At 73.3% G+C, this 26,606-nt stretch carries 25 protein-coding genes; 12 read left to right on the top strand and 13 right to left on the bottom strand.

Annotation, left to right across the window (positions count from 1 at the left end; translation table 11 throughout):
* Positions 1 to 14 precede the first annotated feature (14 nt).
* Entirely contained in the window at positions 15 to 734 is a 720-nt protein-coding gene (locus tag I003_RS0115645; RefSeq protein WP_078564053.1) for a nucleotidyltransferase family protein, read from the top strand.
* 123 nt (positions 735 to 857) lie between these two features.
* Here I003_RS0115645 and I003_RS0115640 read toward each other — a convergent pair whose 3' ends face one another.
* The 7 genes from I003_RS0115640 to I003_RS0115610 all read right to left on the bottom strand — a co-directional run bounded on the left by I003_RS0115640 (position 858) and on the right by I003_RS0115610 (position 8,375).
* Positions 858 to 2,528, bottom strand: a complete 1,671-nt coding sequence (locus tag I003_RS0115640) for a DoxX family membrane protein (protein ID WP_027772383.1) — start codon at positions 2,526 to 2,528, stop codon at positions 858 to 860.
* A 198-nt stretch (positions 2,529 to 2,726) separates the two neighbouring features.
* The gene (gene rlmB / locus I003_RS0115635; RefSeq protein ID WP_027772382.1) at positions 2,727 to 3,680 is read right to left on the bottom strand and encodes a 23S rRNA (guanosine(2251)-2'-O)-methyltransferase RlmB; all 954 of its coding nucleotides are present in this window, start codon (positions 3,678 to 3,680) and stop codon (positions 2,727 to 2,729) included.
* 92 nt (positions 3,681 to 3,772) lie between these two features.
* Complete coding sequence (gene cysS, locus I003_RS0115630) at positions 3,773 to 5,173, bottom strand: cysteine--tRNA ligase (RefSeq protein WP_027772381.1); 1,401 nt, start codon at positions 5,171 to 5,173, stop codon at positions 3,773 to 3,775.
* A 226-nt stretch (positions 5,174 to 5,399) separates the two neighbouring features.
* Positions 5,400 to 5,813, bottom strand: coding sequence for a PPOX class F420-dependent oxidoreductase (locus tag I003_RS0115625; protein ID WP_027772380.1), 414 nt, complete (start codon positions 5,811 to 5,813; stop codon positions 5,400 to 5,402).
* Positions 5,814 to 5,909: 96 nt separating this feature from the next.
* On the bottom strand, positions 5,910 to 6,485 hold the full coding sequence (gene ispF / locus I003_RS32315; RefSeq protein ID WP_486584237.1) for a 2-C-methyl-D-erythritol 2,4-cyclodiphosphate synthase: 576 nt from the start codon (positions 6,483 to 6,485) through the stop codon (positions 5,910 to 5,912).
* Positions 6,475 to 7,284: a 2-C-methyl-D-erythritol 4-phosphate cytidylyltransferase gene (gene ispD, locus I003_RS0115615; RefSeq protein WP_027772379.1), complete on the bottom strand. Its 810-nt coding sequence runs from the start codon at positions 7,282 to 7,284 to the stop codon at positions 6,475 to 6,477. The genes ispF and ispD overlap by 11 nt, the downstream gene beginning before the upstream one ends.
* Positions 7,285 to 7,892: 608 nt before the next feature.
* On the bottom strand, positions 7,893 to 8,375 hold the full coding sequence (locus I003_RS0115610) for a CarD family transcriptional regulator (protein ID WP_018836077.1): 483 nt from the start codon (positions 8,373 to 8,375) through the stop codon (positions 7,893 to 7,895).
* A 559-nt stretch (positions 8,376 to 8,934) separates the two neighbouring features.
* On the opposite strand from I003_RS0115610, the gene I003_RS0115605 reads away from it, so the two are divergent.
* Positions 8,935 to 9,693, top strand: a complete 759-nt coding sequence (locus I003_RS0115605) for a hypothetical protein (RefSeq protein WP_027772378.1) — start codon at positions 8,935 to 8,937, stop codon at positions 9,691 to 9,693.
* A gap of 122 nt (positions 9,694 to 9,815) precedes the next feature.
* On the opposite strand, the gene phoP is transcribed toward I003_RS0115605, so the two are convergent.
* On the bottom strand, positions 9,816 to 10,496 hold the full coding sequence (gene phoP, locus I003_RS0115600; RefSeq protein WP_027772377.1) for a two-component system response regulator PhoP: 681 nt from the start codon (positions 10,494 to 10,496) through the stop codon (positions 9,816 to 9,818).
* A gap of 88 nt (positions 10,497 to 10,584) precedes the next feature.
* Positions 10,585 to 11,859 (bottom strand): two-component system sensor histidine kinase PhoR, encoded by a 1,275-nt coding sequence (gene phoR, locus I003_RS0115595; protein ID WP_027772376.1) that lies wholly within the window; start codon positions 11,857 to 11,859, stop codon positions 10,585 to 10,587.
* A 168-nt stretch (positions 11,860 to 12,027) separates the two neighbouring features.
* On the opposite strand from phoR, the gene phoU reads away from it, so the two are divergent.
* Positions 12,028 to 12,705, top strand: a complete 678-nt coding sequence (gene phoU / locus I003_RS0115590; RefSeq protein ID WP_027772375.1) for a phosphate signaling complex protein PhoU — start codon at positions 12,028 to 12,030, stop codon at positions 12,703 to 12,705.
* Positions 12,706 to 13,163: 458 nt separating this feature from the next.
* Here phoU and I003_RS0115585 read toward each other — a convergent pair whose 3' ends face one another.
* Positions 13,164 to 13,922 (bottom strand): phosphoglyceromutase, encoded by a 759-nt coding sequence (locus I003_RS0115585; RefSeq protein WP_027772374.1) that lies wholly within the window; start codon positions 13,920 to 13,922, stop codon positions 13,164 to 13,166.
* Between the two features lie 140 nt (positions 13,923 to 14,062).
* Here I003_RS0115585 and I003_RS0115580 point away from each other — a divergent pair, with 140 nt between their 5' ends.
* The 8 genes from I003_RS0115580 to I003_RS36900 all read left to right on the top strand — a co-directional run bounded on the left by I003_RS0115580 (position 14,063) and on the right by I003_RS36900 (position 20,643).
* The gene (locus tag I003_RS0115580; protein ID WP_027772373.1) at positions 14,063 to 15,346 is read left to right on the top strand and encodes an MDR family MFS transporter; all 1,284 of its coding nucleotides are present in this window, start codon (positions 14,063 to 14,065) and stop codon (positions 15,344 to 15,346) included.
* 73 nt (positions 15,347 to 15,419) lie between these two features.
* Complete coding sequence (locus I003_RS0115575; RefSeq protein WP_027772372.1) at positions 15,420 to 15,716, top strand: hypothetical protein; 297 nt, start codon at positions 15,420 to 15,422, stop codon at positions 15,714 to 15,716.
* On the top strand, positions 15,713 to 16,909 hold the full coding sequence (locus I003_RS0115570; RefSeq protein WP_027772371.1) for a putative T7SS-secreted protein: 1,197 nt from the start codon (positions 15,713 to 15,715) through the stop codon (positions 16,907 to 16,909). Before I003_RS0115575 ends, I003_RS0115570 begins: the two co-directional genes overlap by 4 nt.
* A complete protein-coding gene (locus I003_RS0115565) occupies positions 16,897 to 17,553 on the top strand; it encodes a hypothetical protein (RefSeq protein WP_027772370.1) in 657 nt (218 codons plus the stop codon). Before I003_RS0115570 ends, I003_RS0115565 begins: the two co-directional genes overlap by 13 nt.
* A gap of 78 nt (positions 17,554 to 17,631) precedes the next feature.
* Positions 17,632 to 18,483 (top strand): class I SAM-dependent methyltransferase, encoded by an 852-nt coding sequence (locus I003_RS0115560; protein WP_027772369.1) that lies wholly within the window; start codon positions 17,632 to 17,634, stop codon positions 18,481 to 18,483.
* Between the two features lie 145 nt (positions 18,484 to 18,628).
* Positions 18,629 to 19,963 (top strand): D-inositol-3-phosphate glycosyltransferase, encoded by a 1,335-nt coding sequence (gene mshA / locus I003_RS0115555; RefSeq protein ID WP_027772368.1) that lies wholly within the window; start codon positions 18,629 to 18,631, stop codon positions 19,961 to 19,963.
* A complete protein-coding gene (locus I003_RS0115550; RefSeq protein ID WP_027772367.1) occupies positions 19,956 to 20,480 on the top strand; it encodes a type III secretion system chaperone family protein in 525 nt (174 codons plus the stop codon). The genes mshA and I003_RS0115550 overlap by 8 nt, the downstream gene beginning before the upstream one ends.
* A 7-nt stretch (positions 20,481 to 20,487) precedes the next feature.
* Positions 20,488 to 20,643: a hypothetical protein gene (locus I003_RS36900; protein ID WP_486584236.1), complete on the top strand. Its 156-nt coding sequence runs from the start codon at positions 20,488 to 20,490 to the stop codon at positions 20,641 to 20,643.
* A gap of 3 nt (positions 20,644 to 20,646) precedes the next feature.
* Here I003_RS36900 and I003_RS0115540 read toward each other — a convergent pair whose 3' ends face one another.
* The 3 genes from I003_RS0115540 to mshD all read right to left on the bottom strand — a co-directional run bounded on the left by I003_RS0115540 (position 20,647) and on the right by mshD (position 24,559).
* Positions 20,647 to 21,081: an NUDIX hydrolase gene (locus tag I003_RS0115540; protein ID WP_027772366.1), complete on the bottom strand. Its 435-nt coding sequence runs from the start codon at positions 21,079 to 21,081 to the stop codon at positions 20,647 to 20,649.
* A 123-nt stretch (positions 21,082 to 21,204) separates the two neighbouring features.
* Complete coding sequence (locus I003_RS0115535; RefSeq protein WP_027772365.1) at positions 21,205 to 23,466, bottom strand: RNA degradosome polyphosphate kinase; 2,262 nt, start codon at positions 23,464 to 23,466, stop codon at positions 21,205 to 21,207.
* 148 nt (positions 23,467 to 23,614) lie between these two features.
* A complete protein-coding gene (gene mshD / locus I003_RS0115530; RefSeq protein WP_027772364.1) occupies positions 23,615 to 24,559 on the bottom strand; it encodes a mycothiol synthase in 945 nt (314 codons plus the stop codon).
* Between the two features lie 131 nt (positions 24,560 to 24,690).
* Here mshD and I003_RS0115525 point away from each other — a divergent pair, with 131 nt between their 5' ends.
* Positions 24,691 to 26,532, top strand: coding sequence for a bifunctional metallophosphatase/5'-nucleotidase (locus I003_RS0115525; RefSeq protein WP_078564051.1), 1,842 nt, complete (start codon positions 24,691 to 24,693; stop codon positions 26,530 to 26,532).
* Positions 26,533 to 26,606: the final 74 nt, after the last annotated feature.

Here is a 26,606-nt window from a genome sequence, read left to right as displayed (position 1 = left end):
TTAGGGTGCGGGGTATGACCGCAGCCGCAGCACTACCCACGCAAGCCGTGGTCCTTGCCGGGGGGCAGGGGTCACGGCTTCGTCCGTACACGGACGACCGCCCCAAGCCGATGGTCGAGATCCCCGGCACCGGCGTGCCCATCATCGGGCACCAACTGGAGTGGCTGGCGGCCGAGGGCGTCACCGACGCGGTGGTGTCCTGCGGGCACCTCGCCGAGGTGCTCCAGGAGTGGCTGGACGCCACGGAGCTGCCGCTGAAGGTGAGCTGCGTGGTCGAGAAGGAGCCGCTCGGGCGGGGCGGCGGGCTGAAGTTCGCGGCGGCGTCGCTGCCGCGGCCGGACGAGCCGTGGTACGCGACGAACGGCGACATCTGGACCCGGTTCTCGCTGCCCGCGATGGCGGCCTTCCACCAGGAGCGGGGCGCGGACGCGACGCTGGCGCTGGCACGGCCGCACATGCCGTGGGGCGCGGTGGAGACAGACCAGTTCGGGCACGTCATCGACTTCATCGAGGCGCCGCCGTCGCCGTATCTCATCAACGCGGGCGTGTACGTCTTCTCCGCCGCCTTCCGCGACCTGCTGCCGGACCGCGGTGACCACGAGCGTGCGACCTTCCCGCGGCTGGCGCGGGAACGGCGGCTGGCGGGCTTCCCGCTGCCGCAGGGGGCGTACTGGCGGGCCATCGACACGGCGAAGGATCTGACCGAGGCGGCGAAGGAACTGCGCCGGGGGTAGGACGGGAGCGGGGCAGGACGCACGCGCGGGAGCGGGACGGACTCGGGACGGGAGACGGTACGGACCGGGCCCCGCCCCCGTGGCACGTGTCCACGCGGACGGGCCCGGCCCGCAGCCGTACGCCTAACCCAGCAGCCCGCCGACCAGCCCCGGCGATTCCTCCTCCCCGCCCCCGCGGGGCGAGCCGCCGCCCCCCGTGCTCCCCGAACCGCCGGCACCCGACTCCGCAGGACCCGTGCCCGCTCCCGGGTCCGCGCCGGACCGCGCGTCGGAGGGCGGCGCCGGGTTCTCGGCCGACGGGGGCGGCGCCTGCTGCGACACCGGCGGCGCCGCCGGCCGCTGCGCCGGGGGGACGCTGCCCGGCTCCGCGGCCGGACCCGCCTCCTCCGTACCCGCCCCGGCCCCCGCGCCGGGGGTGGACGCCGCGCCGCCCGGCTCCGCGGAGCCGTCCCGCGACGGGGTCGCCGAGCCCGCGTCGCCGCCCCGGGCCTTGCCGCCGGGGGTGCCGGGCAGCGGGGTACCCGGCAGGTGATTGACGGGCGGCTCGTCGGGGCCCGGCACCCGTACCGTGCTCGACGACCGCACCGCCGCCCCCAGCATCGACCCGACCAGCAGCGCCAGACCCACGATCACCGTGGCCAGCACCGTCCCGCGGCGCAGCACCCGCCGGCGAAGCTCCCACAGCTCCGAGCGCGGCCCCAGCGTCCGCCACGCCTCGCCGGCGAGCCGGGCGTCGAGGGAGTAGACGGGGGCGCCGGCGATCACGAGGGGGGACCAGGCGGCGAGGAACAGGGCGTCCGCCGTGTCGTAGGCCGAGGACGTCTGCCACGCCACCGTCACCAGCAGACCGAGCGCAAGCAGCATGCCGATACCGGCGGCGAGCCGCTGCCACAGCCCGCAGATCGTCAGCACGCCGACGATGATCTGCAAGAACGCCACCGTCAGCCCGGTGCCGACGGGGTGAGCGAGCCCGAAGCCGTGCAGCGGCTCGGCGATGAACCAGGGGTCCATCCGCTCCAGCCAGCTCCGCATCGAGCCGTGCTCGCCGCCGTCGAAGAACAGCGGGTCGCCGAGCTTGCCCATGCCGCCATAGAGGGAGACGAGGCCGAGGACGAGGCGCAGGGGGAGCAGGACGACGCCGAGGTTCATCCGGCGCCCGGGGTAGTAGGCATGCCGTACGGGGTCGGCCCCGTGGCGCTGCAGGGGGCGGCCGTCGTCCCGGTCACCGCCGGGACCGGCCTCCTCCGGTTCCGCGTGCGGGTCGTACGTCCCGCCGTAGGCGCCCTGGCCGCCGTCGTACGCCCCGTACGCCCCGGGCCCGCCCGGGTGGGGACCGGCGGGCGCCGGGATGCGCGGGAGCACCTGCGTGGCGTCCGCGGCGGCCCCGGGCGGCGCGCCGGAGCCGTCGATGCGGGGCAGCCGGCGGGTGGCGTCGTCGAGGGGCGGGAGCGCCCGGGTGGTGTCGTCGAAGCGTGGCAGCACCTGCGTCGACGCCGCGTCGGCGCCGCCCGCCGGGTGCCCGGCGGGCTCGCCCCGGGGGACGGCCTGGAGCAGTCGGCCGGCGGCGGTGTCGTCGACGCGGCCGGTCCATACCACGGGCACCCGCCGCCGCGCCCTCACGGCACCGGCACCGGCTCCGGCTCCGGCGCCCGCGAGGGCCGGCGCGAGCCCGCCGCCGCCGTGGAGCAGCGCCCCCGCCGCGGCGAGCGTCCGGTGGGACGAGGGACCGAGCTGCACCCGCACACTCGGGTTGTCGACGTTGGTCCGGGTGGGCTCGCTCGGCACCCGCACCATCGTCAGCCGGCCGGTGTCCTCGGGTTCCTGGCCGCTGCCACCCGCGGGGGTGGGCGGTGTTCTGGTGTCCACGCTCCACTAACCGAGTGACGCGGTGATTGGACACTGCCTGACACGGCCCTTTTGTGTCGGAGGCCCGTCAAACACACCCTTCGCGGGGGCTCGTCGGGATTCGCCGCACGCCGTCCCGTATGGCGCTCACGCCCTTCTGCGCGCCGCCTCGTAGAGCACGACACCGGCCGCGACGCCCGCGTTCAGGGACTCCGCACCGCCCGGCATCGGGATCCGTACCCGCACGTCGCACGTCTCCCCCACCAGCCGCGACAGGCCCTTGCCCTCGCTGCCGACCACGAGGCACACCGGGCCGTCCAGCAGGTCCAGCTCCGGCAGCTCGGCCTCGCCGTCGGCGGCGAGACCCACGACCATCACGCCGGCCTTCTGGTACGCCTCCAGGGCCCGGGTCAGGTTCGTCGCCCGCGCCACCGGCGTGCGCGCCGCCGTGCCCGCCGAGGACTTCCACGCACCCGCCGTCATTCCCGCCGCCCGGCGCTCCGGGATGACGACGCCGTGCCCGCCGAAGGCGGAGACGGAGCGGACCACGGCGCCGAGGTTGCGCGGGTCGGTGACCCCGTCGAGGGCGACCGCCAGCAGGTCCTCGGCGTTCTCGGCGGCGGCGTCGAGCAGATCCTCGGGGTGGGCGTACTCGTAGGGCGGGACCTGGAGCACCAGGCCCTGGTGGTTCAGGCCGTCCGTCATCCGGTCCAGCTCGGGGCGCGGCGCCTCCATCAGGTGGACGTCGCCGCGGTCGGCGGCGAACTGGAGGGCGGCGCGTACCCGGTCGTCGCTGTCGACGTACTGCTGGACGTACAGCGTCGTGGCCGGCACGCCGTCCCGCAGCGCCTCGTAGACGGAGTTGCGCCCGACGACCAGCTCGCTGGAGCCCTTGCCGCCGCGGCGCGCCGCGGGGCGGGCGGAGGCGGCCTTCTTCGACCGCGCCCTGGCGGCACGCTGCTTGGCGTGCCCGGGGCGGTGCTCGGCGGGCGGCGTGGGGCCCTTGCCCTGGAGGGCACGGCGGCCCTTGCCGCCGCTGCCCTTGGTCGCGCCCTTCTTGCTCGCCGTTCTGCGGCCTCGGCGCTGACTGTTCCCGGCCATGGGGGATCCACCTGCTTCTGCGATCGTCGTTCTCTACGTCATGAGTGTGCCGCCCGGCCCGCCGGGCGGCACAACGGGGGCGTCGCGCCCGGTCAGCACAGCGTCCAGCGCGGCCCGTCCGGGGTGTCCTCGATGGTGAGGCCCGACTGCTTGAGCTGGTCGCGGATGGCGTCCGCCGCCGCGTAGTCCTTACGCGCCCGCGCGGCCTCGCGCTGCTCCAGCACCAGCCGTACGAGCGTGTCGACGGCGCCGTGGAGATCGGCGCCGCGGTCCACGCCGTCCGTGCCCGTCCAGTGTGCGTCGAGCGGGTCCAGGCCGAGCACGCCGAGCATCGCACGTACCTCGGCGAGGCGGGCGACGGCGGCTTCCTTGTCGTCGGCGGACAGGGCGGCGTTGCCCTGCCGGACGGTGGTGTGCACGACGGCGAGCGCCTGCGGCACGCCGAGGTCGTCGTCCATCGCCTCGGCGAAGGCGGGCGGCACGTCCGCGGCGGGGGCGACGGGGCCGCCGGCCTTTTCGGCCACGCGCTGCACGAAGCCCTCGATGCGCGCGAACGCGGACTCGGCCTCGCGCAGGGCCTCCTTGCTGAACTCGATGGTGGAGCGGTAGTGCGGGGTGCCCAGGTAGTAGCGCAGGACGATGGGGCGCCAGCGCTTGGTCATCTCGGAGACGAGCACCGAGTTGCCGAGCGACTTGCTCATCTTCTCGCCGCTCATGGTGACCCAGGCGTTGTGCATCCAGTAGTCGGCGAACTCATCGCCGAAGGTCTTCGACTGCGCGATCTCGTTCTCGTGGTGCGGAAAGACGAGGTCGATGCCGCCGCCGTGGATGTCGAAGCGGGAGCCCAGGTACTTGTGGGCCATCGCCGAGCACTCCAGGTGCCAGCCGGGCCGGCCGCGGCCCCAGGGCGTCTCCCAGGACGGCTCGCCGGGCTTGGCGGCCTTCCACATCGCGAAGTCCCGCTGGTCGCGCTTGCCGGTCTCGCCCTCGCCCTCGGGCTGGCGCAGGTTGTCCAGCTCCTGGTTGGACAGGGCGAGGTAGCCGGGGTAGGAGCGCACGTCGAAGTAGACGTTGCCGTCGGCGGCATAGGCGTGCCCGGAGTCGATGAGCGTGCGCATCATCTCGATCATCTCGGGGATGTGCCCGGTGGCCCTCGGCTCGTACGTGGGCGGGAGGCAGCCGAGCGCGTCGTAGCCGTCGTTGAAGGCGCGCTCGTTCTCGTACCCGATGGCCCACCAGGGACGGCCCTGGTCGGCGGACTTGGAGATGATCTTGTCGTCGATGTCCGTGACGTTGCGGATGAACGTCACGTCGTAGCCGCGGTGGAGCAGCCAGCGGCGCAGGATGTCGAAGTTGAGCCCCGACCGGATGTGCCCGATGTGCGGGGCGGCCTGGACGGTGGCGCCGCACAGGTAGATCGAGACGCAACCCGGGGTGATCGGGGTGAAGTCACGGATCTGCCGGGCGCTGGTGTCGTACAGGCGAATGGTCACGACTCAAGGGTAGTAGGACCCGGGCGGCCCGGGGGCCCCGGTCCGCATGTGCTCCCCACCCCCGTCCGGCACACCCGTCCCCGCACACCCGCCCCAGGGTAGGCCGCCCCGCCGACAACGGCCCGGGACGCGCGGGCGCGTGGTCCTTACCGGCCTCCGCGCGCCCGCGCTCTGCGCGCCTCGCTCGGTGCACCTCACCCGATGCACAGCGCTCCAGGCGCGTCGCTCAATGCAGGTCGCCCTGGCCCGAGATCCTCTCCGGCGTGACGCGCACGACGACCCTCGTGCCGTCGTCGGCGTGGCCGCCGCTGAAGGTGTCGTAGTCCTGGCCCGTGTACTTCTGCGACAGTTCGTCGATCAGCTCCCGGCCGCCCTCGGTGGTCATGCTCGCCGTCCCGTGCACCTGGGCGTAGTTGTACGGGGCCTCCGGGTTGACCACCACGACGCTGACCCGCGGATCGCGTTTGATGTTGCGGGCCTTGACGCGCTCCGCGGTGGTGCAGAAGAGCAGGTCGTCGCCGTCGCGCTTCACCCAGACGGGCGATGCCTGCGGGGCGCCGTCGGGCTGCGTGGTGGCGACGGTGACGAAGACCTTGTCGTCGAGGATCTGCTTGAGCTTGTCGGAGAGGGCGACAGACATGAGGGGACTCCTCCGGTTGCACATCACGTGGGAACTACCTGGGTACCCAACAACCGGCCCGCCACGGGCCTTCCGCGCGGCGAAAGACGGTCCGCCTCACCCGGGCGGCGGCAGTACGAGCGCGGTGGCGACCGCCGCCAGGCCCTCGCCGCGGCCGGTGAGTCCGAGGCCGTCGGTCGTCGTGCCGGAGACCGACACCGGCGCCCCGGCCGCGGCGGACAACGCCTTCTGCGCCTCCGGGCGCCGCTTGCCGATCTTCGGCCGGACGCCGATCACCTGGATCGCGACGTTGCCGATGTGGAAGCCGGACGCGCGGACGATACGGGCCGCCTCGCCGAGCAGCGCGACGCCGGCCGCACCGGACCACTCCGGGCGGTCGGTGCCGAAGTGCGCGCCGAGGTCGCCCAGGCCGGCGGCGGAGAAGAGCGCGTCGCAGGCGGCGTGCGCGGCGACGTCGCCGTCGGAGTGGCCGTCGAGGCCGTGGCTCTCGCCCTCCCAGAGCAGGCCCGCGCACCACAGCTCGCGCCCCGGGACGAAGGCGTGCACGTCGGTGCCGACGCCGATGCGCGGCAGCACGCCGTACGCGGCGGCGGCACCGGGCGTACCCGGCGTACCCGGCGTACCCGGCGCACCCTGCGCTCCGGCGTGCGAAGAGGGCGCGTCAGAAGGCATCCGTCGCCCTCCTGCGTGCCAGCACGGCCTCCGCCAGCACCATGTCCAGCGGTCGCGTCACCTTGAACGCCTCCTCGTGCCCGGGGACGAGCACCACCTCGACGCCCAGCCGCTCCACCATGCCCGCGTCGTCCGTGGCGCCGTCGCCGACCGCGGGAGCCTGCTCGTGCGCCTCCGTCAGCACCCGGCGGTCGAAGCCCTGCGGGGTCTGCACGGCGCGCAGCACCGCCCGGTCCGGGGTGGCGACGACCGGCTCCGGGCCGCCCGGCTCGGTGCCGGGCACGACCTGCTTGACGGTGTCGGTCACCGGCAGCGCCGGGACGACGGCGGGCGCCCCGGCCCGTACCGCGGCGGCGACGGCCTCCACGGTGTCCACCGGGACCAGCGGGCGGGCGGCGTCGTGCACGAGCACGACGCCGACGTCGTCGGGGAGCGCGGCCAGGCCGAGGCGCACGGAGTCCTGGCGGGTGTCGCCGCCGGGGACGACGACGACCTCGGTCGAGTCGAGGTACTCCAGGTGGTCGTCGAGGAGGGTGCGCACCTGCGCCGCCTCGTCGGGCGGGCCGACGACGACGACCAGGGACACCGCGCGGGCGCGGGCAAGGGCACGGACGGCGTGCACGAGCATCGGCGTGCCGCCGAGGGCGCGCAGGGCCTTGGGCGCGCCCGGGCCGAGCCGCACGCCGCGGCCAGCGGCGGGGATCACCGCGGCGCATCTGCGCGGGGCGGACGGATCCGAGTCACCGGGGCGGTTCTGTACGGACGCGGCGGGCGAGTCGGACGAGCCTGACGGAGACATTGCGGTGTTCAGGTTTGTGTCCTTGGACGACATGGGTATGGCCAAAAGCGTGCCGGGCACGTGCTTCGTGCCCCCACCGCGGAGCTCGCTGCCGACCCCCTTCCGTGACGCACATGGTCGCAGTAGCTACCCGGGCCCGGCACGGCGTGCCCGCAGGAAAGCGGGACAGCCGTCGGCCCGGCGCGCCGCACGAGAGCATACTGACGCGCAGCGCGGGAGCCTACGGCTGTCTCCGGCATCCGGCACGCTTTCAGGCCATCGGATGACATGAAAGGACGAGCGGGGACAAACGGACGGACCACCGGAGGACGTGACCGGGCAGCGCCGCCACGCCGGCGTCGGATCGGCACCGGGAACGCCGGAAAACGGGCGCTTTCACGCCACGCAACCGACGACCGGCACCGAACACCGGCACCAGGTGCCGGGACGGCGGCACCGGGCGACCGGCGCCGAACAGAGCCGAGCGACTCACCGGGCGGCGATATCACCGGCAGCAACCTCACCGGCGCAGCAACGGCTGCACCGGCGGCCGGGCGATGCCGCAGCCCTCACGACCACGGCGCCCCGGGAGGGCACCGTCGGCATGACGTGAGGCGGTCAGACGCCGTTCAGGACGCCAGCACCTCGTCGAGCAGCGCTTCCGCCTTGTCCTCGTTCGTGCTCTCACACAGCGCCAGCTCGCTCACCAGGATCTGGCGCGCCTTGGCGAGCATCCGCTTCTCTCCGGCGGAGAGACCGCGCTCGCGCTCCCGGCGCCACAGGTCGCGGACAACCTCGGCGACCTTGATCACGTCACCCGAAGCGAGCTTCTCCAGGTTCGCCTTGTATCGCCGGGACCAGTTGGTGGGCTCTTCGGCATACGGCGCACGCAGCACCTCGAAGACCCGCTCCAACCCTTCCTGGCCAACCACATCGCGTACCCCGACGAACTCGGCATTGTCCGCCGGCACGCGCACCGTCAAGTCGCCCTGCGCGACTTTCAGCACCAAGTAGGTCTTGTCCACACCTTTGATCTGGCGAGTTTCGATGGCCTCGATCAGCGCGGCCCCGTGATGGGGATAGACCACGGTGTCGCCAACCTTGAACGTCATGTGACAGGTACCCCTTCCGTGGCTATCCAGGGTAACACGGCTCAGGCCGCTTCTGAATGGCGTTTTCGCAGGTCAGGGCCCGTCTCGGGGCTTGACAAGCGGCCCCGGAACGTGCTTCGCCCGCCAACGGAATCATGGTTTCCGCAGGTCGGATGCCCTCTGCCCGAAACCGGAAACGCGAAGGCCACCCGCCGCCGGAAGGTTCGACAGAGCGACGATCGTCCCGATTTGTCGGAGTCGGCCGGTGAAGTCGCGCTGCTCCGTTCGGCCGATCACGAACGAATCCGGCCTCATTCCCGGAATTGATCACACGGTCCGTGATCGATATCCCCGTTCTCCCTCCGCCGCTCTTCCCTCACTCCTTGCAACACCGCTTCCCGCGCGAATATTGCCGGGCATTAGCACTGCCGTACGCGCGGGCCATGAGGGAAGGCGGGCGGGACGTGAGAGGGCGGGTCGGGTCCGTGTGCCCGGAAGGGGGTCGGTACTGTTCCCTCCAGTACCAACATCACCGCAGCCAAGCCGAACCGGCCTTCACGTCCAAGGAGATGCCGCCGCCGTGAGCAGCAGCATTCGACGCGGCACGCTCGCCGCGACCGTCCTCGCTCTCCCGCTCGCCGTCCTCACCGCGTGCGGAGCGGGCAACAACGCCGAGACCCTGAAGATCAACCCCGACAACGCGCGCGTCACCGCGGGTCACATCAAGATCCAGAACGCGGTGGTCATCACGCCGGCGGACGGGGCCGACGGGCCGGCGGCGGTCTCCGCGCGCATCTTCAACAGCGGTGACCGGGACCAGACGCTGGAACGGCTGTCGCTCGTGAACGGCGGCCAGGAGCTGGAGCTGGCCGGTGCGAACGGCCGGGGCGACGTGGTGGTGCCGGCGCACGGCTCGGTGCTGCTGGGCGGCGAGGACCACGCCTCCGCGGTGCTGCCCGACGGGCAGGACGCCGGGGACGGCACGACGAGGAAGCTCGCCTTCGAGTTCAGCGGGGAGGGCGAGGTACGGCTCGCCGCGTTCGTCGTCGGGGACGACGGCGAGTACGCGGGCTTCGCCGCGACCGAGACACCGAGCCCGCTGGAGACCGGGACCTCCTCTCCCGGCGCGGAGTCCGCCGAGCCGGGCGAGTCCGCCGAACCCGGCGAGGACGCGGGGACGGGCACGGAAGGCGCCGGAAGCACGGACGACCCCGAAGGTACGGACGGCACCGGCGACGGCTCGACGCTGCCGGACGCGGACGCCACGGAGAACGCCTCCGAGGGCACCCCGGGCACGGACGGGGCGACGTCCTCGGAGAGCCCGGTCACCGGACAGTAGGGCGGTAAGCACGCCGCCGGGCGGCCGGCGGCACTCCCGGCGCCCCGGCGCTGACGCGCGCCGGGGCGGGGCACCCTCTCGTTCCGTACGGCGGGACGCACGCGCCCGCCGCACCGCTTCGTCTACGGCTCGAACTTGTAGCCCAGGCCGCGGACCGTCACCAGATACCGGGGAGCGCCCGGGTCCGGCTCGATCTTCGCCCGCAGCCGCTTGACGTGGACGTCGAGGGTCTTGGTGTCGCCGACGTAGTCGGCGCCCCAGACCCGGTCGATGAGCTGCATCCGGGTCAGCACCCGGCCGGCGTTGCGCAGCAGCATCTCCAGCAGGTCGAACTCCTTCAGCGGCAGGTCGACCTTGCCGCCGGCCACCGTGACGACGTGCCGGTCGACGTCCATCCGCACCGGGCCGACCTCCAGGGCCGCCGGTTCGGCCTCCTCCGGCTCGCCACGGCGGCGCAGGACCGCGCGGATCCGGGCCACCAGCTCCCGGGAGGAGAAGGGTTTCGTCACGTAGTCGTCGGCCCCTATCTCCAGCCCGACGACCTTGTCGATCTCGCTGTCCTTGGCGGTCACCATGATGACCGGGACGTTGGACCGTCCGCGCAACTGGCGGCACACCTCCGTGCCGGGCAGCCCCGGCAGCATGAGGTCCAGCAGCACCAGGTCGGCGCCGTTGCGGTCGAAGTCGTCGAGCGCCTCGGGGCCCGTGACGGCCACGGCCACCTCGAAGCCCTCCTTGCGGAGCATGTACGACAGTGCGTCGCTGAACGATTCCTCGTCCTCGACCACGAGAACCCGGGTCACGCTCTGACCTCCGAGGGGGACGGACGGCACGGGGTTGGGAGGGCCGGGCGGCGAGGGGTGGTGCCGGTCCGGACGGTGGGCACGCGGGTCACGGGATGACCTCCGGAGCTGTGTCAGGCGCGTCGGTCCCGTCGAGCCGGAACCGGTCCTCGCCGTCGAGGTCCTCCGGGCCGATGAGAGCTCCGCTGCGGCCGGTGTCGGGCCGGCCGCTCTTCGGGCGTGCGGCCTCGGGGAGCCGCAGGGTGAACGTGGAGCCCTGGCCCTCAGCGCTCCACACCGTGACCTCCCCGCCGTGCGAGGCGGCCACGTGCTTGACGATGGCGAGACCGAGACCGGTTCCGCCGGTGGCCCGCGAGCGCGCCGGGTCGACCCGGTAGAAGCGCTCGAAGACCCGCTCGCGGTCCTTCCCCGAGATGCCGATCCCCTGATCGGTGACCGCGATCTCGATCAGGTCGCCGCCGGGGGCGGGCTGCCGGCGGGCCGCGATGCCGACCCGGGTACGGGCCGGGCTGTAGTTGACGGCGTTCTCCACCAGGTTGCCCAGCGCCGCCGCGAGCTGGCCGCGGTTGCCCCAGACGTGGAGTCCGGCCGTGCCGCCGGCGGCGATCGTGATCTGCTTGGCGCCGGCCTGCTGCCGGCACCGCTCGATGGCCTCGCCGACCAGTTCGTCGACCCGTACCGGCTCGGCGTCCTCCAGCGGGTCGTCGTTCTGCACCCGGGAAAGGTCGATCAGCTCCTGTACGAGGCTGGTCAGCCGGGTCGCCTCCCCCTGCATCCGGCCCGCGAACCGCTCCACCGCCTCGGGGTCGTCGGCGGCGTCCATGACCGCCTCGGAGAGCAGGGACAGCGCGCCGACCGGGGTCTTCAGCTCGTGGCTGACGTTCGCCACGAAGTCGCGGCGGACGGCCTCGATACGGCGGGCCTCGGTCATGTCCTCGACCAGCAGCAGGACGAGCCGGGAGCCGAGCGGCGCAACGCGGGCGGAGACCGCCAGTGCCTCGCCGCGCCCGCTGCGCCGGGGCAGGTCCAGCTCGACCTGCCGTATCTCGCCGTCGCGCCGGGTGTCGCGGGCCATGGCCAGCATCGGTTCCACCGCCAGCCGGCCGCCGCGGACCAGCCCCAGGGCGTACGCCGCGGAGCTGGCCTTGACCACGGCGTCGTCCTCGTCGAGCACGACGGCGGAGGAGCGCAGCACGGACAGGACGGTGTCCACGCCGGGCGGCAGCACCGCGGCCGTGTGCAGCGAGGTGCGCGTCGGCCTGGCCTGCTCACGCTCGCTCCACCGGAACGCGAGCATGGCGATCACGCCGGTGCACAGCCCGGCGATCGCTGCCGCCGCGGCGACTGCCGCGTCCACGTCCATGACTCCAGGTTAGGCACCTCGCGTACCCCTTCCACAGCCATCCGGGCGCGGTCTCGAACACTGGTCGCCAAGAGTTCACCTTCAGGTCGGTCTCGATTCACTAAGTGGCGCGTCGTCCCCTGCATGGTGGATGCTGCATAAACCGGCAATGAGGACGGACGGACTGGAATGCGCGACTCTTACCACGAGGAGCTGGACTCGATCGGCGAGGGCCTCGTCGACATGGCCAGGCTGGTCGGCTCCGCCATGGGCCGGGCCACGGCAGCGCTGCTCGATGCCGACCTGCAGCTCGCCGAGACCGTGATCGCCGGCGACGAGAAGGTCGACGACCTCCAGCGCGAGCTGGAGACGCGGGCCATCCAGTTGCTCGCCCGGCAGCAGCCCGTGGCCACCGACCTGCGCATCGTGGTGACGTCGCTGCGGATGAGCGCCGATCTGGAGCGCGCCGGCGACCTGGCCAAGCACGTCGCCAAGCTCGCCCGGCTGCGCTACCCCGGTCGCTGCATCCCCGACGACCTGCACGCCACCGTCCTGGAGATGGGGCAGCTCGCGCAGCGGCTGATGGCGAAGACCGCGGAGGTCGTCACCACCAAGAACGTCGACCTGGCGCTGGAGCTGGAGCAGGACGACGACAGGATGGACTACCTGCACCGCAAGATCTTCCAGCACCTGATGGACGACCGCTGGAAGCACGGCATCGAGACCGCGGTGGACGTGACGCTGATAGGCCGCTACTACGAGCGCTTCGCCGATCACGCCGTCTCCTGCGCGGGCCGGGTGGTGTATCTGGTCACCGGCGAGCATGCCGACGAGCTGACCGCGACGGCGTCGGTCGAAGGGGCGTAGGCACCGGAGCGCGGGGGCACGGTCCCCGCGCGCGCCGGGCGCGACCCGAAGCGGCTCGCGCGCCGGGCGCGGCGTCCGGAGCGTACGGCCGTACGAAGGCCGCAGGTGCACCCGCGCGCCCGCATGTGCGCCCCGGATGCCGGGGCAGCCTCCGGGGGAAGGGAAACCCTGCTAGGAGGTCCGCATGCCGGATAAATTCACCTCCCGCACCCGTGCCGACCCGCGTCCCGTGGCCCGACCGCCGCGGATGCGCCCGAAGATGACCCCGCTGCCGAAGCTCAGCTCGTGCGGTTGCGGTCCCGGCTGCTCCTGCGGGTGCCAGTCGGGCGGGTCGTGCAACTGCGGCGGGAGCTGCGGCTGAGCCGCGAGACGACGCCTGCGACGAGACGCCCGCAGCCCCTGCCCTGACGACGCCGGGCAGGGGCTGCGGTGTACCTACGCCTCGGGCCGGTCTTCGGCTACTTCTTGCCCTGGTTCGCCACGGCCTGGATCGCCGAGGCCGCCGCCTCCGGGTCCAGGTACGTGCCGCCGCTGCCGACGGGGCGGAGGTCGGCGTCCAGTTCGTACGCCAGCGGGATGCCGGTGGGGATGTTCAGGCCCGGGATCTCGTCGTCGGAGATGCCGTCGAGGTGCTTGACCAGTGCGCGCAGGCTGTTGCCGTGCGCCGCGACGAGCACGGTCCGGCCGGCCTGGAGGTCCGGCACGATGGAGTCGTACCAGTACGGCAGGGCCCGCTCCAGCACGTCCTTCAGGCACTCGGTCCTCGGCCGCAGTTCGCTGGGGATGTGCGCGTAGCGCACGTCGCGCGCCTGCGAGTACTCGCTGTCGTCGGCGATCGGCGGCGGGGGCGTGTCGTACGAGCGGCGCCAGGTCATGAACTGCTCCTCGCCGAACTCGGCGAGCGTCTGCGCCTTGTCCTTGCCCTGCAGCGCGCCGTAGTGCCGCTCGTTGAGCCGCCAGGAGCGCGCGACCGGGATCCAGTGCCGGTCGCAGGCGGACAGCGAGATGTTGGCGGTCCGGATGGCGCGCTTGAGCAGGGACGTGTGGACGACGTCTGGCAGCCAGCCGGCCTCGCGCAGCAGCTCCCCGCCGCGCACCGCCTCCTTCTCGCCCTTGTCGGTGAGATTCACGTCCACCCAGCCGGTGAACAGGTTCTTGGCGTTCCAGTCGCTCTCTCCGTGGCGGAGGAGGATCAGCTTGTACGGTGCGTCGGCCATGGCTCCGAGCCTAATAGAGCGCATATCTCCCCGGCCTTCCGGCCCGGATTGACGGCAGCCGTCAATTCGGTGGCGCAACGGCGGCCCCGCTTCGTAACATCCACTCATCTTGTGCGCCACTTACATCCGGGGGTTCCGCCGTGCCCGTCACCCGCATCGGACGCGCCACCCGCGAGACCGTCTCCGGGCTGCCCCGCGCGTTCTGGTGGCTGTGGACGTCCACGCTCGTCAACCGGCTCGGCGGCTTCGTCGCCACCTTCATGGCCCTGTATCTGACGCAGGAGCGGGGCCACTCCGCCTCGTACGCCGGGCTGGTCGCCGCGTTCTACGGGCTCGGCGGCGTGGTCTCCTCCCTCGGCGGCGGCGTGCTCGCCGACCGCCTCGGGCGCCGCCCCACGCTGATGCTCGCGCAGTCCTCGACCGCCGTGACGGTCGCCGTCCTCGGCTTCACCACCCACCCGGTGGCCATCCCCGCCGTCGCGTGCGCCGTCGGCATGGCCTCCAACGCCTCCCGGCCCGCGGTGCAGGCGATGATGGCGGACATCGTCCCGCCCGGGGATCGTGTACGGGCCTTCTCGCTCAACTACTGGGCGATCAACCTGGGCTTCGCGGTCTCCTCCGCCGGCGCCGGCTTCATCGCCGAGTACAGCTACCGGGCCGGCTTCCTCATCGAGGGCGCCCTGACCCTCGTCTGCGCGATCCTCGTCTTCGTCAAGCTCCCGGAGTCCCGGCCGGAACGGCCCAAGGGCGCCGGGGGCGAGGCGGTGGACCCCGTGCGCCTGGGCACGGTGGTGCGCGACGGGCGGTTCATGGGGGTCGTCGGGCTCTCGTTCCTGATCGCGCTCATCTTCATGCAGGCGTACGTCTCACTGCCGGTGGCGATGGGCGACCAGGGCTTCTCCAGCTCGGACTTCGGGCTCGCCATCGCCGTGAACGGCGTGCTGATCGTCGTCATGCAGATACCCGTGACCCGGTTCATCGAGCACCGCGACCCGCGGATGCTGCTGATCGTCTCCTCGCTGATGGCGGGGTACGGCTTCGGGCTCAACATCTTCGCCGGGTCGGTCGCGGCGTACGCGCTCGTCGTCTGCGTCTGGACGCTCGGCGAAATCGTCAACGCGCCGACGCAGACCAGCATCGTCGTCCGCCTCTCCCCGGTCCACGGCCGCGGGCGCTACCAGGGCATGTACACCACGTCCTGGGCGGTCGCGTCGCTCGCCGCCCCGCTGCTGGGCGGGTGGGTCATCGACGCGGCCGGGGCGGGGTGGCTGTGGGCGGGGTGCGCCGCGGTGGGCACGGTGGCGGCGGCGGGCTACGCGCTGCTGATGCGCGGGCTGCCCCACGAGGATCCGGTTCCGGCCACGGAAACGGGCGCGGAGCCGGCCGGAAACCCGGTGGAGGAATCCACCGCCGGACCGCTGTAGCACCCCCCGCGTCACACGGGTAGCGTCTGCCCCTCTGAAGAGCGCCCACCATTCCGGTCCGAGGGGTACGCACGTGTCCGATCTGTACATCGACAACGCGATGCTCACACGCGTCCGCGACAACCTGGCCCACATCGGCGAAGTCCTGGACAAGCCCGCCCGCGCCATGGCGGACGTGGACGCCAAGGCCATGGGGGCGAGCGCGCTGGAGCGGCGCATGGACGAATTCGGCGACGAGTGGTCGTACGGGTTCGGCCAGTTGCGTAAATTCGCCAAGGGCGCGGTGGAGGCGCTCGACCAGATCGAGAAGGGCTTCGCCGACCTCGACAAGGACCTGGCGGCGGCGCTCTCCGAGGCGGCGCAGAAGTGAGCGCGCCCACCGCGGCGGACTACCCCACGCTGGGCTTCGTGCCCTGCCCCGGCGACTACGAGACGGCCAGGGACACCGCCGCCACCGTCCGCCGCACCTCCGACGCGCTGGGCGAGATATGCCGGGTCCTGGAGGGCGCCGACGAGGGCGACTGGCGCGGCAAGGCCGCCGACGCCTTCCGGGCGCTGCTGGCCGACGACTTCCGCCCGAAGGTGAAGGACGCCTACAGCGCCTTCTCCACGGCCCGTACGGTGCTCACCGACTGGGCCGAGAACATCGACCGCCGGCAGCGCGCGGCGGCGCGGCTGGAGGACGAGGCCGCGGAGCTGAAGCGGACGGCGGACGCGGAGGCGGAGCGGGAGAAGGAGAAGGAGAAGAAGGACGACGACGGCAACGGCGGGGAGCAGGGCGCTGATTCCGGGTCCGGGTCCGACGAGGACCCGCTCGCCGACGTACGCCGCCGGGCCCGCAGCCTGCACGACGACTACGAGCAGGAAGGCCGCGACGCCGCCAACCGGCTGCAAAGGGCCCTCGACATCGCCCCCAACGAGCCCGGCTTCTGGGACAAGCTCGGCGACGCGGTCGGCGGGGCGCTGGAGGCCATCGGCCAGGCCGTGACGGACCCGATGGGCACCCTCGCGGAGCTGGCCCCGCTCTTCAAGACCCTCGGCGACATCGCCGGCCTGCTCAGCACCATCACCGGCCTGCTCGCACTCGTCCCCGGTCTGCAGTTCCTCGGCGCCGCCTCGCTCGCGCTCGCGGGCGTCGCGCTCGTCGCGCACTACCTCTCCGCGGTCGGCACCACCGGCAGCTTCCTCAAGGCCCTCACCACCAAGGACGTCATCCTCGACGCCGTCGGCTTCGGCCTCGGCAAGCTCGGCGCCCGGTTCGGCGACGAGATCCTGGCCGCCGCGAAGGCCGGCAACCAGCCGACGCGGATGGTCACCCAGCTCGGCGGCCTGCTGCCGGCGATGGAGCTGCCGCAGGGCTACTTCCAGCTCGCGCGCGGGGCCTCGTACAGCATGAGCGTGCGGGAGTTCGGCATGCGCACCGGCCAGTACTTCACCACCTGGACCGGCAACGCCTTCACCGCCGAAGGCTCCCACGGCACCATCGAGACCGCCGAGAAGCTTTTCACCTGGGACTTCGGCCCGCTGACGAACAAGGACACGGTGGCCCCGTGGGCACGCTGACGCCCGGCAGCATCCAGTTGTACGCGCCCGTCGACTGGTTCGACCTGATGGCCGACGGCGGCGACCGCGAGGCGACGCGCGCACGCTGCGCCGAGCTGGTGCGGCTGACGTACCCGCGGACGGCGGCGGAGCGGCGGGAGCAGTTCACCGACGCGCTCGTCGCGTGGCATGACGTGCTGTACGCGGACGGGGTGCTGATGAACGGCATCGTCACGGCGCCGCTGCCGAGCACCGGGGAGCAGGCGGCGTGGCTGGTGTTCGCGGGCGTGGTGGCGGTGCCGGAGAACCCGTCGGACCTGGACCTGGGCGAGCTGATGACGTCGGTGTTCGCGGAGCACTACGGCGCGGCGCCGGCGTACACGGAGGCGTACGCGACGGACATGGGGATGGGGTTCGGCTTCGTGGCCCGGCCGGCGCTGCCGCGGACGCTGGTGGAGGGGGCCGGGGGCGCGGGCGAGGGGCCGGTGCAGGTGGGTCTCGCCGGGGCGCTGGCCGCGCCGGCGGAGGGCGGGCTGGGGCTGCTGGTCGTCGGTACGAGCCTGAACCCGCTGCAGGCCGGGGAGCTGGCGGGGCTGGTGGCGGTGATCGCGGGCCGGTCGGTGTTCGTGGACGAGGCGTCCGAGGCGCGGCGGGCGCCGGGGTAGCGGGGCCGGACCCGCGTACGGCCCTCATGCGCGGGCCGGGGGCGCGGGGGCTCCGCGGGCGGCTCGTACGCTGGGCGCATGGCGTCTCAGCAGCGGCCCGGGGCCGGCGCCCGCTCCGCGCCTCCCGCGCGGCCGGTCGGGTCCGCGACCCGGGGGACCACCAACCCCAACCGGCTGCGCCGCATGGACCGCTGGATCGCCGCCGCCCACGGCACCGCCCTGCGCCGTACCGCGCGGGCCGCGGGCCGGGCCGTCGCCGTCGACCTCGGCTACGGCGCCGCCCCCTGGACCGCCGTCGAGCTGCTGCACCGGCTCCGTACCGCCTGTCCCCGGGCCGAGGTCGCCGGCGTGGAGATCGACCCGGAGCGGGTGGCGGCGGCGCGTCCGTACGCGCGCGAAGGGCTGACCTTCCTGCGCGGCGGGTTCGAGGTGCCGCTCCCCGGCGGGGCCCGCCCGGCGCTGATCCGGGCGGCCAACGTGCTGCGCCAGTACGCCGAGGAGGAGGTCCCGGCGGCGTGGGCGCGGCTCGCGGAACGGCTCGGCCCCGACGGGCTGCTGGTGGAAGGCACCTGCGACGAGGCGGGGCGGCGGCACGTGTGGGTGGCGCTGGGCCCGGAGGGTCCCCGCACCGTCACCTTCGCCGCGCACCTGGCGAGCCTCCGCACGCCCTCGGAGCTGGCGGAGCGGCTGCCGAAGGCGCTGATCCACCGCAACGTCGAGGGTGAGCCGGTGTACGCGTTCCTCCGCGACTTCGACCGCGCGTGGGCGACGGCCGCCCCGTACGCGCCGCTGGGTGCGCGGCAGCGCTGGATCCGTACGGCGAGCGCGCTGGCGGCTGACTGGCCGCTGACGGACGGCCCGGGCCGCTGGCGGCAGGGCGAGCTGACGGTGGCGTGGCGGGCGGTGTCCCCGCGCGGCTGGGGGGCGTAGCACCCGCGGGCCCGGCCCTCCGCGGCCGTGTCCGCCGCTCGCGCCCGACCTGCGCCGCCCCCGTCCCCGGGAATGAAGCCGCCACCCCCGGTGTTCCTCCCCTCACGGCGGGGAGAACGGCGATTCCGAGGAGGAGACAGCAGCCGTGAGCCACCACCTGTCCCGGTTCCGTGCGCTCGCGCGGCACCGGCGGCCACGTCGCGTGGCCATGCTCTCCGTGCACACCTCGCCCCTCCATCAGCCGGGTACCGGCGACGCCGGGGGCATGAACGTCTACATCGTCGAGCTGGCCCGCCGGCTCGCCGAGATCGGCGTCGAGGTCGAGGTCTTCACCCGCGCCACCACCGCCGCCCTCCCGCCGGCCGTCGAACTCGCGCCCGGCGTGCTCGTACGGCATGTGGACGCCGGGCCGTACGGAGGGCTGGCCAAGGAGGACCTGCCCGCGCAGCTCTGCGCGTTCACCCACGGCGTGATGCAGGCCGAGGCCGGTCACCGGCCCGGCTACTACGACCTCGTGCACTCCCACTACTGGCTCTCCGGCCACGTCGGCTGGCTCGCCGCCGAGCGCTGGGGGGTGCCGCTCGTGCACGCGATGCACACCATGGCCAAGGTCAAGAACGCCGCCCTCGCCACCGGCGACAGCGCCGAGCCGCCCGCCCGCGTCATCGGCGAGAGCCAGGTCGTGCGGGCCGCGGACCGGCTCGTCGCCAACACCGACGACGAGGCCCACGATCTCGTCCACCACTACGACGCCGACCCCGCCCGCGTCGCCATCGTGCGCCCCGGCGTGAACCTCGACGTCTTCTGCCCCGGCCGCCCCGGCGAATCCCGCGCGGCGGCGCGCGCCGCGCTCGGGGTGCCGCAGGACGCCTTCGTGCCGCTGTTCGCCGGCCGCATACAGCCGCTCAAGGCCCCCGACGTGCTGCTGCGCGCGGTGGCGCTGCTCCTGGAGCGGGACCCGGCGCTGCGCGAGCGGCTGTTGGTGCCGGTGGTGGGCGGGCCGAGCGGGAGCGGGCTGGCCAAGCCGGAGGCGCTGCAGAAACTGGCGGCGCGGCTGGGGATCTGTGACGTCGTACGGTTCACGCCGCCGGTGGCGCAGGAGTCGCTGGCGCGCTGGTTCCGGGCGGCGTCGGTGCTGGTGATGCCGTCGTACAGCGAGTCGTTCGGGCTGGTCGCGCTGGAGGCGCAGGCGTGCGGGACGCCGGTGGTGGCGGCGGCGGTCGGCGGGCTGCCGGTGGCGGTGCGCGACGGGGTCACGGGGCTGCTGGTCGACGGCCACGACCCGGCGGACTTCGCCGACGCGCTGGGGCGGCTCGCCGCCGACCCGGGGCTGGCCCACCGGATGGGCGCGGCCGCCGCCGCGCACGCGGCGGGCTTCGGCTGGGACGCCGCCGCCCGCGCGACGGCCGACGTGTACGCCGCCGCGGTCGCCGGGTCCCCCGGGGCCGTGCGTCCTCGCCTACGATCGCCGCATGGCTGAGGCAGCGAGCACGGACGGGGCCGCGAGCGCGGCGGGCAAGGTCGTCGAGGACACCCTTCGCGAGGCCGGGATCGAGTACGAGTCGCCGGCGCCGGGCACGTACGTCGCCTCCCTGCCCGGCACCCGGAAGCTGTCGACCACCTGCCAGCTCATCGTCGGCCGGCACTCCCTGTCGGTCAACGCCTTCGTGATCCGCCGCCCCGACGAGAACGAGGCCGGCGTCCACCGCTGGCTGCTGGAGCGCAACACCCGGCTGTACGGGGTGGGCTTCGCCGTGGACCGGCTCGGCGACGTCTACCTCGTCGGGCGGCTGCCGCTGGCCGCGGTGACGCCGGAGGAGCTGGACCGGGTGCTGGGCACGGTACTGGAGACGGCGGACGGCAGCTTCAACCGGCTGCTGGAGCTGGGGTTCGCGACGGCGATCCGCAAGGAGTACGCGTGGCGGACGGCGCGCGGGGAGTCGACGCGCAATCTGGAGGCGTTCACGCACCTGACGCGGGCGGAGGAGCCCGGGTAGGACGGGGGTGCGGAGCGCGTCCAGCATCCGCTCCAGGGCCGTCCAGGTGCCGGCGAGCTCACCGGGGCTCCGTAGCGTCGCGGACCCGGGCGGGATCCTCGTCGACGTGATCACGCCGATCGCGCCGACCGCGGAGTTCGCCGGGCGGTACGCGGCGCCGTAGGGCTCAGGCCGCCTCGGAGCCGAGGGCCGCCAGCAGCGCGTCGACGAGGACACGGTCGTGGCCGTGGCTCAGCTTGCCGCGGGCCTCGGCGGGCGGCAGCCAGAGGAGGCGGTCCACCTCGTCGTTGGGGACGAACGAGCCGCCGGACGCCCGCGCGGCCCAGTAGCGGACCTCCTTGGGGCGGCCGTCGGCGACCCGGTAGCGGGCCGTGGGCAGCGGGGCGCCGGGGGCGCAGGCCATGCCGGTCTCCTCGGCGACCTCCCGGAGCGCGGCGGCCAGGGGTTCCTCGCCGTTCTTGAGCTTGCCCTTGGGGTGGGACCAGTCGTCGTACCTGGGGCGGTGGACGACGGCGATCTCCAGCCCGCCGGGGGCGTCCGGCGCGGTACGCCACAGGACGCAGCCGGCGGCGCGGATCGGCTCGGTCGGGTGCTCCTTCACTCGTGTTCCCCTCTCGTGTGCCGGAGCCTGCCGCAGGGGAAGCGCACGGCGCCGCTCCTCGTGGTGCACGTGCAGGAGGGCGACGGGTCACCGGGCACCGCCGCCGCCGTCGTCACGGGTGTCTCATGCCGCGATGACACGCCGGCGCCTCCGGGCGTCGATGAGCATTTCCTGGATGTTGGCCAGCCGGTTCCCCGCGTCGTCCACCGCGTTGCGCGTCCAGTCGCCGTTGGAGTCCAGGTGCCAGGAGTCGACGGTGTCCGACATCCCCGTCTCCATCAGCCGGTTCAGGGCCTCCCGGTGCGCCGGGTCCGCGACCCGGACCAGCGCCTCGATGCGCCGGTCGAGGTTGCGGTGCATCATGTCCGCGCTGCCGATCCACACCTCCGGGTCACCCCCGTTGCCGAAGGCGAAGATCCGGGAGTGCTCCAGGAACCGGCCCAGGATGCTGCGTACCCGGATGTTCTCCGACAGCCCCGCCACCCCCGGCCGCACCGCGCAGATGCCGCGCACCCAGATGTCCACGGGCACGCCCGCCATCGACGCCCGGTAGCAGGCGTCGATGACCGCCTCGTCGACGATCGAGTTGACCTTGATGCGGACGTAGGCGGGCTGCCCGGCCCGGTGGTGGGTGATCTCGCGGTGGATCCGGTGGATCAGCCCGTCGCGCACCGACGTCGGCGCGACCAGCAGCCGGCGGTAGTTCTCGCGCCGCGAGTAGCCCGACAGCCGGTTGAAGAGGTCGGAGAGATCCGCGCCGACCTGCGGGTCGACCGTCAGCAGGCCCAGGTCCTCGTACAGCCGCGCCGTCTTCGGGTGGTAGTTGCCGGTGCCGACGTGGCTGTAGCGGCGCAGGTTCTCGCCCTCCTGCCGGACGACGAGCGACAGCTTGCAGTGCGTCTTCAGCCCGACGAGCCCGTAGACGACATGGCAGCCCGCCTCCTCCAGCTTCCGCGCCCACTTGATGTTCGCCTGCTCGTCGAAGCGCGCCTTCAGCTCCACCAGCACCAGCACCTGCTTGCCGCTCTCCGCCGCGTCGATGAGGGCGTCGACGATCGGCGAGTCACCCGACGTGCGGTAGAGCGTCTGCTTGATGGCCAGTACGTCCGGGTCGGCCGCCGCCTGCTCCAGGAACGCCTGGACGGAGGTGGAGAAGGAGTCGTACGGGTGGTGCAGCAGCACGTCGCGCTCGCGCAGCGCCGCGAAGATGTCCGGTGCGGACGCCGACTCGACCTCGGCGAGGTCGCGGTGCGTGCCGGCGACGAACTTCGGGTACTTCAGCTCCGGCCGGTCCTGCGTGGCGATCCCGAAGAGCCCGGTGAGGTCGAGCGGTCCCGGCAGCGGGTAGACCTCGGCCTCGGAGATCTTCAGCTCGCGCACCAGCAGGTCCAGCACGTACGGGTCGATGGACTCCTCCACCTCCAGCCGCACCGGCGGCCCGAAGCGGCGCCGCATCAGCTCCTTCTCCAGCGCCTTCAGCAGGTTCTCCGCGTCGTCCTCCTCGACCTCCAGGTCCTCGTTGCGGGTCACCCGGAAGGTGTGGTGGGCGAGGACCTCCATGCCCGGGAAGAGGTCCTCCAGGTGCGCGGCGATGACGTCCTCCAGCGGTACGAACCGCTGCGCGCCGCCGACCGTGGCGGTCTCCAGGAACCGCGGCAGCAGCGGCGGCACCTTGACGCGGGCGAAGTGCCGGTGGCCGCTGACGGGGTTGCGGACGACGACCGCGAGGTTCAGGGACAGTCCCGATATGTACGGGAACGGGTGTGCCGGGTCGACGGCCAGCGGCGTCAGCACCGGGTAGATCTGCTGCCGGAAGAGGGTGAAGAGCCGGGCCTGCTCCTTCTCGCCCAGGTCGCCCCAGCGGATGAGCTGGATGCCCTCGTCGGCCAGCGCCGGCTGCACGTCCTGCTGGAAGCAGGCGGCGTGCCGCGCCATCAGCTCGCGCGAGCGGTTCCAGATCAGGTCCAGCACCTCGCGCGGCTGCAGCCCGGAGGCGGAGCGGGTGGCGACGCCGGTGGCGATACGGCGCTTGAGGCCGGCGACGCGCACCATGAAGAACTCGTCCAGGTTGCTGGCGAAGATCGCGAGGAAGTTCGCGCGCTCCAGCAGCGGGGTCGCCGGGTCCTCGGCCAGCTCCAGCACCCGCTCGTTGAACGCCAGCCAGCTTCGCTCGCGGTCCAGGAAGCGGCCCTGGGGCAGCTCCTCGTCCGCCTCCCGCCCGTCGTAGTCGTCGGCGTCGGCGTCGATGTCGGGGTCGATCTGCTGCGCGGCCCGCTGCATGGCGGGGGCCACCGCGTGCGGGCGCCGGGCCGCGATCGAGCCCACCGACGGCTGGGCCGGCTGCGCGGGCTGGGCGGCGGTGACGAGGGGCGAGCTGTCGTCCATACCCCTATTCTCCCGTGTCCGGGCCCGACCCGGCACGGCGGAGAGGTCCGCGGCCGGGCGCCGCCTCCGCCGATGCCCGCAACCGGGGCCGCACCGACGGTGACGGGGCGGGTGCCCCTCGGTGCGGTACGGGGTCCGCCGGCCCCGGTCAGCCCTCCGTGCGGTACATCAGATCCGTCTCGTGGGTGCGGAAGCCCATGCCCTCGTAGACGGCCACCGCCGCGTAGTTGTCGGCGTCCACGTACAGCATGGCCGTCGGCATGCTGCGGTCGTACGCCAGATGGCGCAGCCCGATCGTCGTCAGCGCCTTGCCGAGCCCGACGCCCTGCGCGTCGGGGTGCACCCCCAGGACGTACACCTCGCCGAGCTGCTCCGCGCTGTGCACCTTCGTCCAGTGGAAGCCGACGATCTTCCCGGCCCGCTCGGCGAGGAAGAACCCGCGCGGGTCGAACCACGGCTCCGCCTTGCGGTCGTCCAGGTCGTCCTGCGTCAGCGAGCCCTGCTCCGGGTGGTGGGCGAAGGCGGCGGCGTTGACGGCCAGCCACGCCGCGTCGTCCTCGCCGGGCCGGAACGTGCGCACCGTGACCCCCGCGGGCAGCCGCGGCTGCGGTTCGTCCTCGCCGGCGAACCCGTCGAGCGGCATGCGCATCTGCCGCAGCTCACGGAAGAGCGTGAGGCCGAGCAACTGCGCCAGGTGCCGGGCGGCGGGGTGGCCGCCGTGCGCCCACAGCCGCATCCGCTGGCCGGACTCGGTGAGCAGCGCGCGGCCCAGGGCCCGGCCGTGGCCGCGGCGGCGGTACGCGGGGTGGACGACCAGCTCCGCGGCGGGCGGCTCGACGGGGTCGGTCTCCTCGAGCTGCGCGTAGCCGGCGGGCTCCGAGCCGTCGTGGAGAAGGAGGTGCCTGACGCCGTCGCGGCGGCCTCGGCGCAGGGTGAGCCGGCCCTGCTCGGAGACGGCCTGGCGGCCGTCCTTCTCGGCGGCGGCGTCGATGATGCCGAGCACGGCGTGCGACTGGGACGGCGTGAGCTCGTCGAGCACGTCGATGCGCCTGCCGCGCGGCCTTCGCGTGTCGGTCGTACCGGACTCCGTCATGGGGGAAGCCTAAGGCCGGCGGAACGTCCGGCAAGCTTGGGGAATCGTTCAGTCTTCGGTGAAGACGCGCTACGCGCGTCAACCGTAAGCTGCCGAGCGGTGATTTCCGCGTCGGCTCCGAGGGGGCGTTCATGGTCAGGTCTCGAAGAACACAGCGGGCGGGCAGCGTTCGTACGACACGACGGGGCCGCCGGGCCGCGGCGGGCGTGGCCGCGCTGGCGGTGGCCGGCAGCCTCTTCGCCGCCGCGCAGCCGGCGGGCGCGGACAGCACGGACGGGGCGGACCGCAAGGACGGCCGTACCGTCGACGTCCAGTTGCTGTCCTTCAACGACTTCCACGGCAATCTCGAACCCCCGCAGGGGTCCTCGGGCGAGATCGCCGAACTCCAGCCGGACGGCTCGACGAAGAACATCGCCGCCGGCGGCGTCGAGTACCTCGCCTCCTCCCTGCGCGAGGCCCGCGAGGGCAACCGCTACTCCGTCACCGCCGCCGCCGGCGACCTCGTCGGCGCCAGCCCGCTGATCTCCGGCCTCTTCCACGACGAGCCCACCGTCGAGGCCATGAACGGCCTCGGCCTCGACGTCGCGGGCGTCGGCAACCACGAGTTCGACGAGGGCCGCGCCGAGCTGCAGCGCCTCCAGGAGGGCGGCTGCCATCCCGAGGACGGCTGCTACACCGACGGCCGCACCTACGAGGGCGCGGACTTCCCCTACCTCGCCGCCAACGTCACCGACGAGAAGACCGGCGAGCCGGTGCTCGACCCGGTGTACGTCTGGAAGAAGGGGGGCGTGAAGATCGGCTTCATCGGCGTGACGCTGGAGGCCACCCCCGACATCGTGTCCGCCGAGGGCGTCAAGGGCCTGGAGTTCCACGACGAGATCGAGACGCTCGACACGTACGCGAAGCAACTGCGGCGGCAGGGCGTGGAGTCCATCGTCGCGCTCGTCCACGAGGGCGGGTTCCCCGCCGACTCGGCGGGCGGCGCGTACAACTACGACTGCGACAGCCCCGGTCCCGGCGCCGGGATCTCGGGGCCGGTCACCGAGATCGCGAAGGGCACGACGGCGAGCGTCGACGCCTTCGTCACCGGCCACACCCACCAGCCGTACGCCTGCACCATCCCCGACCCGGAGGGCAGGCCGCGCAGCGTCACCTCCGCGTCGTCCTTCGGCCGGCTCTACACCGACACCACGCTGACGTACGACCGCCGCAGCGGCGACATCGTCCGCACCGCCACCGCGCTGCCCGACGCCGAGAACCACGTGGTCGACCGCGAGCAGCCGAAGGCGCCCGACATGACCTCGCTGGTCGAGGAGTGGGACGCGCTCGCCGCGCCGATCGCGGCCAGGCCCGTCGGCTACGTCTCCGGCGACATCCCGCGCACGGGCACCGAGTCGCCGCTCGGCGACCTCATCGCCGACGCGCAGCTCGCCCACGCCCGGACGCTCGACGAGGGCACGCACCTGGCGCTGATGAACCCCGGCGGGATCCGCGCGGATCTCACGTACGCGGCGAGCGGCGACGAGGGCGACGGCGTCGTCACCTACGGGGAGGGCTTCACGGTCCAGCCGTTCTCGAACACCGTGAACCTCACCAGCCTGACCGGCGAGCAGCTTCTGCAGGTGCTCCGCGAGCAGGTCAGCGGCGCCAACGAGGCGTCGCCGAAGGTCCTCCAGCCGTCCGCGGGGCTGACCTACACCCTGGACCTCACGCGGTCCGGCGCCGACCGCGTCGTCGCCGGCTCCGTGCAGATCGACGGGCAGCCGCTGGATCCGGAGGCCACGTACCGGGTCGCCGTCAACTCGTTCCTCGCCGGCGGCGGCGACGGCTTCCCGACCCTCGCCGAGGGCACGGACCCGCTGGTCGGCGGGGACGACCTGGCGGCACTGGAGAGCTACCTGACGGCGAGCTCCAGCGCGGACGAGCCGCTGGCGCCGCCGGCGGCCGACCGGATCACGGTGATCGGGCAGTAGGGAACCGCAAGGGAGGGGGTGAGCGGCGTGCGGCCGGAATCGGCTGCTCCGCTCACCCCCGTCTGCTGTGATGG

The organism is Streptomyces sp. CNQ329, assembly GCF_000482585.1.
The sequence above is the reverse complement of the archived record's forward strand: the minus strand, read 5'-3'. Positions and strand labels throughout refer to the sequence as shown.